Source organism: Pseudomonas sp. RL_105y_Pfl2_101 (genome assembly GCF_963970585.1).
Classification (GTDB): Bacteria; Pseudomonadota; Gammaproteobacteria; order Pseudomonadales; family Pseudomonadaceae; genus Aquipseudomonas.
Genome location: NZ_CAXAPG010000024.1, coordinates 1 through 14,372, shown reverse-complemented (window position 1 = coordinate 14,372; position 14,372 = coordinate 1). Strand labels below are relative to the sequence as shown.

12 protein-coding genes and 1 other RNA gene are annotated in these 14,372 nt (G+C 59.8%); 9 read left to right on the top strand and 4 right to left on the bottom strand.

The genetic code is table 11. The features are described 5' to 3' along the window. Positions 1-54: 54 nt before the first annotated feature. The 3 genes from AACY31_RS21035 to AACY31_RS21025 are packed head-to-tail and all read right to left on the bottom strand — an operon-like array spanning position 55 to position 2,208. Positions 55-357 (bottom strand): RnfH family protein, encoded by a 303-nt coding sequence (locus tag AACY31_RS21035; RefSeq protein WP_339479169.1) that lies wholly within the window; start codon positions 355-357, stop codon positions 55-57. Next, positions 354-797: a type II toxin-antitoxin system RatA family toxin gene (locus AACY31_RS21030; protein ID WP_339479170.1), complete on the bottom strand. Its 444-nt coding sequence runs from the start codon at positions 795-797 to the stop codon at positions 354-356. Before AACY31_RS21030 ends, AACY31_RS21035 begins: the two co-directional genes overlap by 4 nt. Positions 798-804: 7 nt before the next feature. After that, positions 805-2,208: a sodium-dependent transporter gene (locus tag AACY31_RS21025; RefSeq protein WP_339505047.1), complete on the bottom strand. Its 1,404-nt coding sequence runs from the start codon at positions 2,206-2,208 to the stop codon at positions 805-807. Between the two features lie 118 nt (positions 2,209-2,326). Between AACY31_RS21025 and smpB the strand changes: the two genes are divergently transcribed. Then, positions 2,327-2,809, top strand: a complete 483-nt coding sequence (smpB, locus tag AACY31_RS21020; protein WP_003197663.1) for an SsrA-binding protein SmpB — start codon at positions 2,327-2,329, stop codon at positions 2,807-2,809. Positions 2,810-2,992: 183 nt separating this feature from the next. Here smpB and AACY31_RS21015 read toward each other — a convergent pair whose 3' ends face one another. After that, a complete protein-coding gene (locus AACY31_RS21015; protein ID WP_339479172.1) occupies positions 2,993-3,760 on the bottom strand; it encodes an FCD domain-containing protein in 768 nt (255 codons plus the stop codon). Positions 3,761-4,022: 262 nt separating this feature from the next. On the opposite strand from AACY31_RS21015, the gene AACY31_RS21010 reads away from it, so the two are divergent. The 8 genes from AACY31_RS21010 to AACY31_RS20975 all read left to right on the top strand — a co-directional run bounded on the left by AACY31_RS21010 (position 4,023) and on the right by AACY31_RS20975 (position 13,937). Then, a complete protein-coding gene (locus AACY31_RS21010) occupies positions 4,023-5,717 on the top strand; it encodes a lactate permease LctP family transporter (protein WP_339479174.1) in 1,695 nt (564 codons plus the stop codon). A 149-nt stretch (positions 5,718-5,866) separates the two neighbouring features. Next, on the top strand, positions 5,867-6,691 hold the full coding sequence (locus AACY31_RS21005) for a (Fe-S)-binding protein (RefSeq protein ID WP_339479175.1): 825 nt from the start codon (positions 5,867-5,869) through the stop codon (positions 6,689-6,691). Continuing rightward, positions 6,688-8,145 (top strand): LutB/LldF family L-lactate oxidation iron-sulfur protein, encoded by a 1,458-nt coding sequence (locus tag AACY31_RS21000; RefSeq protein WP_339491780.1) that lies wholly within the window; start codon positions 6,688-6,690, stop codon positions 8,143-8,145. Before AACY31_RS21005 ends, AACY31_RS21000 begins: the two co-directional genes overlap by 4 nt. Beyond that, complete coding sequence (locus AACY31_RS20995; protein WP_339479178.1) at positions 8,142-8,813, top strand: LutC/YkgG family protein; 672 nt, start codon at positions 8,142-8,144, stop codon at positions 8,811-8,813. Before AACY31_RS21000 ends, AACY31_RS20995 begins: the two co-directional genes overlap by 4 nt. Continuing rightward, positions 8,810-11,677, top strand: coding sequence for an FAD-binding and (Fe-S)-binding domain-containing protein (locus AACY31_RS20990; RefSeq protein WP_339479179.1), 2,868 nt, complete (start codon positions 8,810-8,812; stop codon positions 11,675-11,677). The genes AACY31_RS20995 and AACY31_RS20990 overlap by 4 nt, the downstream gene beginning before the upstream one ends. 96 nt (positions 11,678-11,773) lie before the next feature. Beyond that, entirely contained in the window at positions 11,774-12,064 is a 291-nt protein-coding gene (locus AACY31_RS20985) for a hypothetical protein (protein WP_339479181.1), read from the top strand. Between the two features lie 97 nt (positions 12,065-12,161). Further along, positions 12,162-12,558, top strand: a transfer-messenger RNA (tmRNA) gene (ssrA, locus tag AACY31_RS20980). A gap of 173 nt (positions 12,559-12,731) precedes the next feature. Then, positions 12,732-13,937, top strand: a complete 1,206-nt coding sequence (locus AACY31_RS20975; protein WP_339505045.1) for a tyrosine-type recombinase/integrase — start codon at positions 12,732-12,734, stop codon at positions 13,935-13,937. Positions 13,938-14,372 lie beyond the last annotated feature (435 nt).

Genomic DNA, 14,372 nt, shown 5'->3' with positions numbered 1-14,372 from the left:
CAATAAAAAAACCCGGCATGCCGGGTTTTTTTATTGCCTGTCATTCAAGCCAGGTTATTGCTCCGATTGACGCGCCTGGGCAGCCTTAGCCGCGCGCAAGCGACGAACTTCTTTCGGATCGGCCAACAACGGTCGATAAATCTCTAGTCGATCAGCCGCCTGCACCACCTGGCGCTCCGGATCGGCAACCACTTTGCCAAAAATCCCCACCGGGCAAGTCACCAGGTCCAGCTCCGGAAACACATCGCCAATGCCTGATGCCAGCAGTGCTGCACGAACACTCGAGCCTTCCTGCACCAGGCATGCATGCAAGACCTGGCGCTCCGCCGAGGCATACACCACTTCTACCTCAATCAACGCCTGAGCTCTGCATTCTGCTTGGCCCGCTGGCAGAACGCATCGACCAGGGTATTGGCGGCCTGATTGAACAGCGGCCCCAGCGTCGCCCGCACCAGAGGGCCGGCGTAGTCGAACGACAGGTCCAGGCTGATCTTGCAGGCCTTTTCGCCCAGAGGCTTGAACACCCAGACACCGTGGAGCTGATTGAAAGGCCCTTCTTCCAGATTCATCTCGATGGACTGCCCTGGTACCAGCGTATTGCGCGTGACAAAGCGCTGGCTCAAGCCGCTCTTGGCAATGTTGAGGCTGGCGCGCATATGCGTTTCAGAGCTCTCCAGCACCTCGGCCGATGAGCACCACGGCAGGAACTCCGGGTAGCTCGCCACATCGTTGACCAGGTCATACAGCGCCTGCGCCGGGTAGGGCAGCAAGGCCGAGCGTTGAATATGTGTCGTCATGTAAGCGTCACTTCCACAGCTGGGCGGCAAACACTACAAGAATGCCGATGGGCGCCACGTAGCGCATCAAGAACAGGCTCAAACCAAACAATACTGGACTACGCAGCGACAATTCATCACGCACCGCTTCACGCCCCATGATCCACCCTGCAAATACGACGAAACACAAACCACCCAATGGCAGCATGATCCGTGAGGTGAAGAAATCAATCACGCCGAAGAAATCCAGCCCTCCGGCTGCGCCCCACCGGTAGAGGTGGAAGAGCCCGTCTTCGCTCACGAAAAACTTCGCCTGCTTCCATATATTGAAGGAAAACACCGTACCCAGACCGACAAACCAGCAGGTAAAGGCCAGCCAAAAGGTCACCCAGGCACGACTGAGCCGAGTCCGTTCAACCAGGTAAGCCACCATGGGCTCCAACAGGGAAATGGCCGAGCTCCAGGCCGCAATGGCTACCAGGAGGAAAAATACCACGCCCATCACTTGGCCGAAGGCCATGTTGCCAAAGGCAAAAGGCAGGCTGACAAACATCAGCCCCGGCCCCTCACTGGGGTTCAGGCCGGAGGCGAACACAATCGGAAACAACGCCACTCCCGCCAACAACGATACGAAGGTATCCAACAGCGCGACACCGACAACGGTCCGGGTCAGGGACGCATTCTTGGGCATGTAGGCGCCATAGATCATGATCGAACCGACCCCGACGCTCAGGGAGAAAAACGCATGCCCCATGGCCGGCAGCAGGCCCTCCATGACTTTCTCCGGCTGGAAGTCGAACATGAAATGCACGCCTTCCATGAAATGCCCAGTGGTCATGCTGTAACCCAGCAGCACCAGGATCATCACGAACAGCAACGGCATCATGATCCGCAGGCTGCGTTCAAGCCCGGCCACCACGCCCCGGGCAATCACCACCGCCGAGAGCACCATGAAAATCGTGTGCCAGAGGGTCAGCCTCCAGGGATCGGCAATCACATTGCCAAAGTAGGCGCCTACCTGATCAGGCGTCACACCCTGAAAATCCCCACGCCCCATGTCGATGATGTAATCCAGCGACCAACCACCGACCACGCTATAGAAAGACAGGATCAACAGCGCCGTGATCATCCCGGCGAAGGCACCCCACGACCACTTGGCCGAATGCCCTGCTTCCACCGCCAGCACCTTCAGGGCATTGGCCGGGCTTTGCCGGGCCCGACGACCGATCAGGGTTTCGGCCAGCATGACCGGCGCGCCGATCAACGCAATGCACGCCAGGAACATCAGTACGAAGGCACCGCCACCGTAGACGCCGACCATGTAGGGGAATTTCCAGATACTGCCCAGCCCCACCGCCGAACCGGTTGCAGCGAATATAAAGACCCAGCGGCTAGCCCAACTGCCGTGGACAGAAACCTTGTCTGTCGACATCGTGATCACGCCCAAGCATTCAAAAAAGAGGCCGCATTGTCCGGGATTCACTCAACGTGCTCAAGCACGCTGCTTCACCGTAGCCGACACGCACGCAACTGCCTATAATGCCGCCCCTATGGCTAAACAGAAGAAACACCCCACAGGGACCATCGCGCAAAATAAAAAGGCGCGACACGATTACTTCATCGAACAGCGTTTCGAGGCTGGCATGGTCCTGGCCGGCTGGGAAGTAAAGAGCCTGCGTGCCGGCAAGGCGCAACTGGTCGACAGCTACGTGCTGCTCAAGGACGGCGAGGCCTGGCTGCTGGGCAGCCATTTCACGCCGCTGACCACCGCCAGCACCCACGTGATCGCCGACCCGACACGCTCACGCAAGCTGCTGCTCAACAAGCGCGAGCTGGAAAAGCTCTTCGCCTCCGTGCAGCAGAAGGGCTACACCTGCGTCTGCACGTCGCTGTACTGGAGCAAGCACTTGATCAAGTGCGAAATTGCCCTGGGCAAGGGCAAGAAGGAATACGACAAGCGCGACACCGAACGCGAACGCGATGCCGGCCGCGAGCTGCAGCGCGCGGTGCGCAACAAGGGCAAGGAAGACTAGCCCGGGATCGACAGCGGGAACCGAGCTTGCTCGCGATGACGACACCGGCGACATTGATGTGTCAGACAAGCTCGCTCCCACATGGATCCTGCGCCGATCACACAATGATGATCGAGCATAAATCCCATGTGGGAGCGGGCTTGCTCGCGAATGCGATCACCCAACCACCACAGCACTAACTGACTACATGCCTTTACGCCGCTCCGCCCGCGCCACGCGCTGCACTTCCTGACGCACCTCTTCCAAAACCTCCTGCACATACAAGATATGCCGGCTGGACACTTCCCGCGCTTGTTCGGCGTGCCCGGCCATAATCGCCTGGTACAACTCCCGGTGCTGGCTGATCAACATGTCGCGGGTTTCACTGCGCTGCTTGTACATACCGCCGATGTTGGTCACCACGTTGCGCTTGAGCAGGTCGAACAGGCCGCGGATGGTGTGCAGCAACACCGCGTTATGACTGGCCTCGGCAATCGCCAGGTGAAACCGGGCATCCGCCGCGCCCTCCTCCACCCGGCTCACCTCCTCGTGACGCGAGTAACAGTCCTGCAGTTCGTCGAATGCCGCCGTCAGCCGCTCGCGGTCCACCTCCGTGGCCCGCTGCGCCGCGTAATAAGCACAGGACGCTTCCAAGGTGTGACGGAACTCCAGCAAGTCACGCTGCGCTTCGGGATTGCTTTCCAAAAGCTGCAGCAGCGGATCACTGAACGTCGAGCCCAGCGACTCCACCACATAGTTGCCGCCGCCCTGGCGACTGACCAACAAGCCTTTGGCCGCCAGTTTCTGGATCGCCTCGCGCAACGAAGGGCGTGACACACCGAACTGCTCAGCCAGGGTCCGTTCGGCCGGCAGCCGCTCACCCGACTTGAGCGTGCCCTCAAGGATCATGCCTTCAAGCCGCTCGACAATATCGTCAGACAAACGGCGCTGACGAATCTGATCAAACCCCATAACTCAATTCTCCACGATCCCGACGGCTCGCCGGGCTCTCTATTCTGGCCCATCCGGGGCTTATCCACACCCATCAAAAGCCGTTTTCACCACCGGATCAGATGCCCTCTGCACCGCTTATTCGACGAAAGTTTCAGGGCGGCAAATTGACACACGACAACCAAGGCTTTTACCCTAGCCAACAGCGCTTGTAAATTGGTATTACCAATTATCCAAAGCGCTGATCAGTGCCTGACCAACAACAATTAGGGGCCCACCCACCATGCAAACCTGGCAACAGCTCTACAATCCGCTCGGCAGTCTCGGCTTGTCCGCACTCGCGGCCGTCATTCCCATCGTCTTTTTCTTCCTGGCCCTGGCGGTGTTTCGCCTCAAGGGGCATGTGGCCGGCGGCGTCACCCTGGCCCTGGCGATTGCCGTGGCGATTTTCGCGTTCAATATGCCCGCCGACATGGCCTTTGCCGCCGCCGGCTATGGCTTTGCCTACGGTCTATGGCCCATCGCCTGGATCATCGTCGCCGCCGTATTCCTCTACAAACTGACGGTCAAGAGCGGCCAGTTCGAGGTGATTCGCAGCTCGGTGCTGTCGATTACCGATGACCAACGCTTGCAAGTGCTGCTGATCGGCTTTTGCTTCGGCGCATTTCTGGAAGGTGCCGCCGGTTTCGGTGCTCCGGTGGCGATCACTGCCGCCCTGCTAGTCGGCCTGGGCTTCAACCCCCTGTACGCCGCGGGCCTGTGCCTGATCGCCAACACCGCACCGGTAGCGTTCGGTGCGCTGGGCATTCCGATCATCGTGGCCGGTCAGGTCACCGGGATCGACGCCTTCAAGATCGGCGCCATGACCGGTCGCCAGTTGCCCTTGCTGTCGTTGTTCGTGCCGTTCTGGCTGGTGTTCATGATGGACGGTCTGCGCGGCGTGCGGGAAACCTGGCCAGCTGCGCTGGTAGCAGGCTTGAGCTTCGCCATCACCCAGTACTTCACCTCCAACTTCATTGGCCCGGAACTGCCGGACATCACCTCCGCCCTGGCCAGCCTGATTTCCCTGACGCTGTTCCTGAAAGTCTGGCAGCCCAAGCGCACCGCTGGCGCCCAGATTGCCGGCGCCACCTCCAGCGCAACGGTCACCGCCAACGTCGGCGGTTTCGGCCAACCGCGCAGCACCGTGGCTTCGCCCTACAGCCTGGGGAAAATCATCAAGGCCTGGTCGCCGTTCCTGATCCTGACCGTATTGGTGACGATCTGGACCCTCAAGCCGTTCAAGGCGATGTTCGCCGCTGGCGGCTCGATGTACGGCTGGGTGTTCAACTTCGCCATCCCGCATCTGGACCAGATGGTGATCAAGGTCGCGCCCATCGTGCTCAACCCCACCGCCCTTCCGGCCGTGTTCAAGCTTGATCCGATTTCCGCCACCGGCACGGCGATTTTCTTCTCCGCACTGATCTCGATGCTGGTGCTGAACATCAACATCAGAACTGGTCTTACCACTTTTAAAGAGACACTGTTCGAGCTGCGCTGGCCGATCCTGTCCATCGGCATGGTGCTGGCGTTCGCCTTCGTCACCAACTACTCGGGCATGTCGTCGACCATGGCCCTGGTGCTGGCCGGCACGGGCGCGGCGTTCCCGTTCTTCTCGCCGTTCCTGGGTTGGCTGGGTGTATTCCTGACCGGTTCCGATACGTCGTCCAACGCGCTGTTCAGCTCGCTGCAAGCCACCACCGCGCACCAGATCGGCGTCCACGACACCTTGCTCGTCGCGGCCAATACCAGCGGCGGCGTGACCGGCAAAATGATCTCGCCACAATCGATCGCGGTGGCGTGCGCCGCGACCGGGCTGGTGGGCAAGGAATCGGATCTGTTCCGTTTCACCCTCAAACACAGCCTATTCTTTGCAACGATTGTCGGCCTGATCACGCTGGCCCAGGCCTACTGGTTTACCGGCATGCTGGTTCATTAAGTCCTACACATAACACTGGAAAACCGACGCCGAACCGTGACTCGGCGTCTGCCAATCACCACCGGGTCTGCAAGGCTGCTGAAAGATTTCCTGTCTATATTCAGCAGCCTCAGCGGACGGAGAACCGGGACCACCCGGAGACACGCCTGATGAGCGAGCTTTTTTACAACGCCGTGCCGAACGCGACCCGTGTCGCCCCGCCAGTGCCCGAACCGCGGCAGTACCCCAGCGAGAAACCGCAACGGGTCTACCTGTTCGGCACGTGCGTGGTGGACTTGTTCTATCCCGAAGCCGGGATGGATGCGATTCATCTGCTGGAGCGCGAAGGGATCCGGGTGGACTACCCGCAAGGGCAAAGTTGCTGCGGCCAACCGGCCTACACCTCGGGCTACACCGAGCAAGCGCGGACGGTGGCACGGGCGCAGTTGGCCTTGTTCGCCGAAGACTATCCGGTGGTCGTGCCCTCGGGCTCCTGCGCCGGCATGCTGCGCGAGCATTACGCCGACCTGTTCAAGGACGAGCCCGACACGCTCAAACAGGTCCAGGCCCTGGCCGCCCGGACCTATGAACTGGCCGAATTCCTGCTGTTTGTCTGCAAGGTGCAGTTGAACGACAGCGGCAAGCCGGTGAAGGTTGCGCTGCACACGTCCTGCTCGGCACGGCGTGAAATGAATACCCACCTGCACGGCCGTGCCTTATTGGCGCAGTTGCGCAATGTGGAACGAGTCGAACACAGCCACGAAAGCGAATGTTGTGGCTTTGGTGGGACGTTCAGCGTCCGTATGCCGGATATTTCCGGCGCGATGGTGGCCGACAAGACCCGAGCGCTGAAGGAATCCGGCGCGCATCAGGTCGTCAGCGCCGACTGCGGCTGCTTGATGAACATCAACGGCGCCCTGGAAAAACAGCAGGAGGCGCTACGCGGCCAGCACCTGGCGAGCTTCCTCTGGCAGCGTAGCGGAGGTGTCGCATGAGCACACCGACGCTGATTCCGACCGTTGAGGTGCAGGAAGATTTTCGCGCCCGAGCCCACAAGGCCCTGGACGACACGCAACTGCGAAACAACTTTCGCAGCGCGATGGATTCACTGATGACCAAACGGGCAACGTCCTTCAGCGATGCCCACGAAAGAGAACACCTGCGCGTGCTGGGCAATGCTGTCCGCGCCCGTGCGTTATCGAAGTTGCCCGACCTGCTCGAGCAACTTGAAAGCAACCTGACCCGCAACGGTGTGAACGTGCACTGGGCGGAAACGGTGGACGAAGCCAACGGCATCGTCCTCTCGATCATCCGCGCTCACGAGGCGCGGCAAGTGATCAAGGGCAAATCGATGGTCAGCGAAGAGATGGAAATGAACCATTTCCTCGAGGCTCGGGACATTGAATGTCTCGAGTCCGACATGGGGGAATACATCGTCCAGCTCGACCACGAGAAGCCTTCACACATCATTATGCCGGCGATCCACAAGAATGCCGGTCAGGTCGCGTCCTTGTTCCACGACAAACTCGGCGTGGAGTACACCAAGGACGTTGACCAACTCATTCAGATCGGTCGCAAGGTATTGCGGCAGAAATTCTTCGAGGCCGACATCGGCGTCTCCGGCGTCAACTTCGCCGTCGCCGAAACCGGCACGCTGTTGCTGGTGGAAAACGAAGGCAACGGGCGGATGTCCACCACCGTGCCGCCGGTGCATATTGCCGTGACTGGCATCGAAAAAGTCGTCGAGAACCTGCGCGACGTCGTGCCACTGCTCTCGCTACTGACCCGTTCGGCCCTCGGCCAGCCGATCACCACCTACGTCAACATGATCTCCGGCCCGCGCAAGGCTGACGAACTGGACGGTCCCCAGGAAGTCCACCTGGTCCTGCTCGACAACGGTCGCAGCCAGGCGTTTGCCGACAGCGAATTGCGCCAGACGCTGAACTGCATTCGCTGCGGCGCCTGTATGAATCATTGCCCGGTCTATACCCGAATCGGCGGTCATGCCTACGGCGAGGTTTACCCGGGGCCTATCGGAAAAATCATCACGCCGCACATGGTCGGCCTGGCCAAGGTGCCGGACCACCCGAGCGCCTCTTCACTGTGCGGCGCCTGCGGTGAAGTGTGTCCGGTGAAAATTCCGATCCCGGCTTTGCTGCGACGGCTGCGCGAAGAAAACGTCAAGGCGCCGGACAGCCCCCATCAAGTGATGCGCGGCCAGGGCAGCAAGTACTCACCCAAGGAACGCTTCACCTGGAATGCCTGGGCTCGGCTCAACAGCTCGCCACGGTTGTATCGGCTGTTCGGGTTCCTCGCCACGCGCCTGCGCGCCCTGACGCCCAAAAACGTCGGCCCATGGACCCAGAACCACAGCGCCCCCAAACCCGCCGCCCGCTCATTGCATGACCTGGCCCGTGAACACCTGAACCCGCCGGGAGACCGCCGATGAGCGCCAAGGACAATATCCTCGCCAAACTGCGCAAAAGCCTGACCGGCGCCACGCCGGTTGCCGACAACTTCGACGTCGAGCTGGTGACGCAAACCTATCGCTATGCGCCCGAGGAGCGCATCCCGCAATTGCGCAAGCTGATGGAAGCGGTGCACACCGAAATCCACCTCACATCCGACGAAGGCTGGCCGGCCCTGCTCGCGCAATTGCTGCGCGACCGACAATTACCGAGCCTGCTCATCGCCCCGACCACCGCGCACGGGAAAAAAATCACACAGTTCTGGGCGAACCATCCGGACCTGCCAACCCTCAAGGCCTACGACCGCCCGGTAGAAGAGTGGAAGGCCGAGTTGTTCAACGACACCCCCGCCAGCCTCACCGGCACCCTCGGCGCCATCGCCGCCACCGGCAGCTTGATTCTCTGGCCAACGCGGGAAGAACCGCGGCTGATGAGCCTGGTGCCACCGGTACATTTCGCCCTGCTCAAAGCCAGCCAAATCCGTGACAACTTCTATGAAGTGCAGCAGGAATTCGCATGGGCCCAGGGCATGCCCAGCAACGCCTTGCTGGTATCGGGCCCGTCGAAAACCGCCGACATCGAACAAGTCCTGGCCTACGGCGCCCATGGTCCGAAGGATCTGGTGGTTTTGATTCTGGAGGACCAATGACCCTTCCGGCCCCTTTCCTGCGTGATGTACAGCAACTGATTCCGCAAAAACGACGTTTCGACGATCCGCTGTCGACCTTGGCCTTCGGTACCGACGCCAGTTTCTATCGGTTGATTCCGAAACTGGTGGTACGCGTCGAATCCGAAGATGAAGTGATTGCCCTGCTGAAACTGGCCCAGCGCGACCAGGTGCCGGTCACCTTCCGCGCCGCCGGCACCAGCCTGTCCGGGCAGGCCATCAGCGACTCGGTGCTGATTGTGCTGGGGGATAACTGGAACGGGCGCGAGATTCGTGAACAAGGCACGCAGATCCGCTTGCAGCCCGGCGTGATCGGCGCCCAGGCCAACGCCTGGCTGGCCCCCTTCGGGCGCAAGATCGGCCCTGATCCGGCGTCGATCAACGCCTGCAAAATCGGCGGCATCGTCGCCAACAACGCCAGCGGCATGTGCTGCGGAACGGCGCAGAACACCTATCACACCCTGGCCGGCATCCGCCTGGTACTGGCCGATGGCACACGCCTGGATACCGAAGACGACAGCAGCGTGGCGGCTTTTCGTACGAGCCATGGCGAACTGCTGGAACGCCTGGCGACTCTGGGCCGCGAGACCCGCGCCAACACTGAATTGGCTGCGCGAATTCGGCATAAATATCGTCTGAAAAATACCACCGGCCTATCACTCAATGCCCTGGTGGATTTTGACGAGCCTGTGGATATCTTGAGCCACCTGCTGGTCGGCTCCGAAGGCACCCTCGGCTTCATCAGTGCGGTGACCTACAACACCGTCATCGACCATCCGAACAAAGCCTCGGCCCTGATCGTATTCCCCAATGTGGAAACCTGCTGCAACGCCGTCAGCGTGCTAAAAAGCCAGCCCGTCTCGGCCGTGGAACTGCTGGACCGTCGCAGCCTGCGCTCGGTGCAGGAGAAACCGGGCATGCCAGATTTCGTACAGCATCTGTCGACCAATGCCTGCGCCTTGCTGATCGAATCCCGCGCCGCGTCCTCATCGCTACTGCAAGAACAGCTGGCCCGGATCATGGCCGCCCTGGCCGGTTTCCCGGTGGAAAAACAGGTTGATTTTACCGAAGACCCACGGGAAAACGCCCGGCTCTGGGCGATCCGCAAAGACACCTTTCCAGCCGTGGGTGCGGTACGTAAAACCGGGACCACGGTAATCATCGAAGACGTGACCTTCCCGGTGGAACAACTGGCCCTGGGCGTGAACCGCCTGATCGAACTGTTCGACAAACATCACTACGACGAAGCGATCCTTTTCGGACACGCACTGGAAGGCAATCTGCACTTCGTCTTCACCCAAGGCTTCAACAACCCTGAAGAAGTCGCACGCTACCAGGCGTTCATGGATGAGGTGGCGCAGTTGGTGGCGGTGGAGTTCGGCGGCTCGCTGAAAGCCGAACACGGCACTGGGCGCAACATGGCGCCGTTCGTCGAGCTGGAGTGGGGCAGCGACGCCTACCAATTGATGTGGCAGCTCAAACGCCTGCTCGATCCCAACGGCATCCTCAACCCGGACGTGGTGCTCAGCGAAGATCCGCAAATCCACCTCAAGCACCTCAAACCGCTGCCGGCCGCCGATGAGATTGTGGATAAGTGCATCGAGTGCGGTTTTTGCGAGCCGGTGTGCCCGTCCAAGGACCTGACCTTGAGCCCGCGCCAGCGCATCGTGATCTGGCGGGATATCCAAGCGAAGAAACGCGCAGGCACCGACACCACCGAACTGGAACGTGCCTACCAATACCAGGGCATCGATACCTGCGCCGCCACGGGCCTGTGTGCACAACGTTGCCCGGTCGGCATCAATACCGGCGAACTGGTGAAAAAACTGCGCAGCCGTGACGCGACGAAGACGAAAACCGCCAACTGGATTGAAGGAAATTTCGCCACCACACTGCAAGGCGCACGCTTCGCCCTGCACGTCGCCAACGGCGCACGCATGCTGCTGGGCGCGCCTCGCCTGGCGAAACTGTCGGCCTCGTTGACGCACCTGTCCAAGGGCCAGGTGCCACAGTGGACCAACGCCATGCCCCAGCCGGAAAAGGCCATCCGCGTAAGCGTCACCGTGTCGGACGAGCGCCCGAGAGTCGTGTACCTGGCGGCATGCGTGTCGCGGGTCATGGGCCCAACGGCGAAGGACAAAGAGCAGATGTCGCTGTACGACAAGACCCGCGGCCTGCTGGAAAAGGCCGGTTATCAAGTGGTCTTTCCAGACAATGTGGACAGCCTCTGCTGCGGCCAGCCCTTTGCGTCCAAAGGCTACACAGAACAGGCCGAGCATAAGCGCCAGGAACTGATCGGCGCCTTGCTGCACGCCAGTCGCGGCGGGCTCGACCCCATCTACTGTGACACCAGCCCCTGCACATTGCGGCTGGTCCAGGACCTTGGCGACGTGCGCCTGGACCTGTATGACCCGGTGCGTTTCATCCGCACCCACTTGATGGATCGACTCGACTTCACTCCCCAAGAGGCGCCCATCGCCGTGCACGTCACGTGCAGCACGCAGCACCTTGGCGAAAGCCAGGCGCTGATCGACCTGGCGCGCCAATGCAGTAAAAACGTGGTCATCCCGGAAGGCATCCATTGTTGCGGTTTCGCCGGCGACAAAGGCTTCTCCACGCCAGAGCTGAACGCCCACTCGCTGCGCTCACTGAAGGACGCGGTACAGCATTGCAGCGAAGGGATTTCCACCAGCCGCACCTGCGAGATAGGTCTTACACAACACGGCGCAATCGACTACCACGGACTGGTCTATCTGGTTGACCGTGTCACCCGCCCCAAACCCGCTGAGGGAGAGGGCCTTGCCGCGGGACTCGAAGAAAAATCGAATTCCTGCGCATCGCTATAGTCACTTGAATAGGCCCGGCTCCGCTGGGCCATCCACCGACTCGGCCTGGCCGCGACTGTCCAGCGGCACCGAGACCCTACGTTCAAGGAGATACACATGAAGCGCACCGCACTTGCTGGCTTGTTCATTTCCGCTGCGATGTTGGCCTCTCCGGTGTTTGCAGATAGCCAGCCAGACCTTTGCCAGGTCAATCTGCAAAAAATCAAGGATGCGAAAGTCAGCACCGAGCAGATGAGCAAAAGCATGGAAAACGACATCGACGCCACCGTCAAGCAGGCCACGACCGAACAAGCCAAAGGCACCGAGGAAGGCAGCAAGAATTGCATCTCGCTGACCACCCAGGCTCTTCAGAAATTGCAGAACAACACCAAAGGCGATCAACAGTAATTGTCGCGTGCGGCCAACCTTCGGGTTGGCCTCAGACGCGGATTGGCGTACACTGCGAATGCCTGCTGCTCCTCCAGCTTCACGGAGCGGCAGGTTCGGGGCCGTTTAGGATTCGACGCCGGTTGCGAAACTTTAGGTGCATGCCGAGTTGGTAACAGAACTCGTAAATCCACTGTTGCAACTTCTATAGTTGCCAATGACGAAAACTACGGCCAGGAATTCGCTATCGCTGCGTAAGCAGCCTTAGACCCTGAGCTTCTGGTACCTTCGGGTCCAGCAATCATGAGGGGATGTCCGTAAACCCAAAGTGATTGTCATATAGAACGGAATCGCCGTGCAGTACGTTGTGGACGAATCGGCTAAAACTTACACAACTCGCCCAAAGCACCCTGCCCGTCGGGTCGCTGAGGGTTAACTTAATAGACACGGCTACGCATGTAGTACCGACAGCGGAGTACTGGCGGACGGGGGTTCAAATCCCCCCGGCTCCACCATTTAGTCTTCCCAGGAAGACCCAGAAAAGCCGTAAAGCCTAGAGAAATCAAAGCTTTACGGCTTTTTTCTTGCCCGCGTTTTCCCACCTAATCCCAGGGCATCCCACGGTTGACGGGGGCATATATGGGGGCATAAAACGCTCATCAGCTCGCTCGGAGAGGATGTGCCCCCAATGCCCCTGAAAGACACCAACTGCCGCAACGCTAAGCCCCAGGACAAGCCCTATCGGCTATACGACGAACAGGGTCTGTACCTTGAAGTGCAGCCCAACGGAGGCCGTTACTGGCGCTTGAAATACCGTTTTCTGGGAAAGGAAAAGCGCCTGGCGCTGGGTGTTTATCCTGAGGTCGGCCTGCAGGAGGCCCGGCGCAAACGTGATGACGCTCGTGTTCAGCTTGCTGGCGGCCAAGACCCTTTGCTGCAACGGCGTATGGCCAAGGTGGTCAGCCAGCTTGATCACCAGCACACCTTTGAGTCGGTTGCCACGCAGTGGCTCAGTGTTCGCGAGTCATCCTGGGATCCGGAATACACCCGCACGGTGCGGCAGCGCCTTGAGCTCAATGCCTACCCCTGGCTGGGAAAACTCCCGATCAGCAGCATCAGCACGCCCATGCTGGTCGAAAACCTGCAGCGCATCATCAAGCGCGGCGCTCGCGAGACGGCGCGTCGTGTTGCCCAGATCTACAAACAGATTTTCGAGTTCGCCGAAGCTGCCGGCATCACCCCACCCAACCAGATCGGGAATCTCTCACGTACGCTCCCAGCCAAGCGGGTGAAACACTTTGCTGCCGTGACCAACCCGGAAAAGCTCGGCGCTCTGCTTAAAGCACTGGATAGCTACAGCGGAACGATGCCTGTTTGTTGTGCGTTAAAACTGGCTCCGTTGCTGTTCTGCCGACCCGGAGACCTTCGACACATGGAGTGGTCGGAGGTTAATCTGGATGCTGGCGAATGGCTGATTCCCGGCCACAAGATGAAAGGGCTCACTGTCACCAAGCAGGATCGCCCGGATCATTTGGTTCCCCTAAGCCAGCAAGCAATCGCTGTTCTGCGCGAGCTGAAACCACTCACAGGCAGACATCGATATGCATTCCCCTCAGCCCGAGGAGGCGACCGACCGATGTCGAACAATGCCGTCCTCAGCGCGTTACGCCGCATGGACATCAGCGGAGACGAAATGACTGGGCACGGCTTTCGTGCGACCGCGAGAACCATAGGCGCTGAGGTGCTGGGGTTTCGCCCCGACCTCCTAGAGCATCAGCTTGCTCACACGGTAAAAAACCCACTAGGACGTGCTTACGACCGAACCTCATTTCTGCCAGAGCGGCGCGAAATGATGCAGACATGGGCCAACTATTTGGACTCGATAAAGAGCTAAATGCTCTGCCAGCTTTGCCCTTGGTCGGGTCAATACCTACCCAAGCAAGGAGAGGAGCATGCGAGTTGCTATCGGACATGCTCGCATGTTAAAAATCGCTCGTCCCAAGCGATCCCTATCGATCTGCAACGGTCCGCCACGTCGCCCTGGTAACGACGTTAAAAACTTTTGCCTCGTTCGCACCCGCTGAGCGGGGCGCATCAACTGCCATTGGTTGATTTGCATATTTGGTCAGAACACTCGCAATCCGTTCTGCCCCTAGAGGCCTTAGTGCCCCTAGGGAAACTCTGAAAAAGACTTCCTGATTTGGCAAAATCACCGGACACCAGTCGCCGAGCTTTTCAATGATGAAACAGATGACCTTCGCCGATGCCGAGTACGCCGGCAAGCGCAAGCAGACCCGCAAGGAGTTGTTCCTGATCGAGATGGATCAGG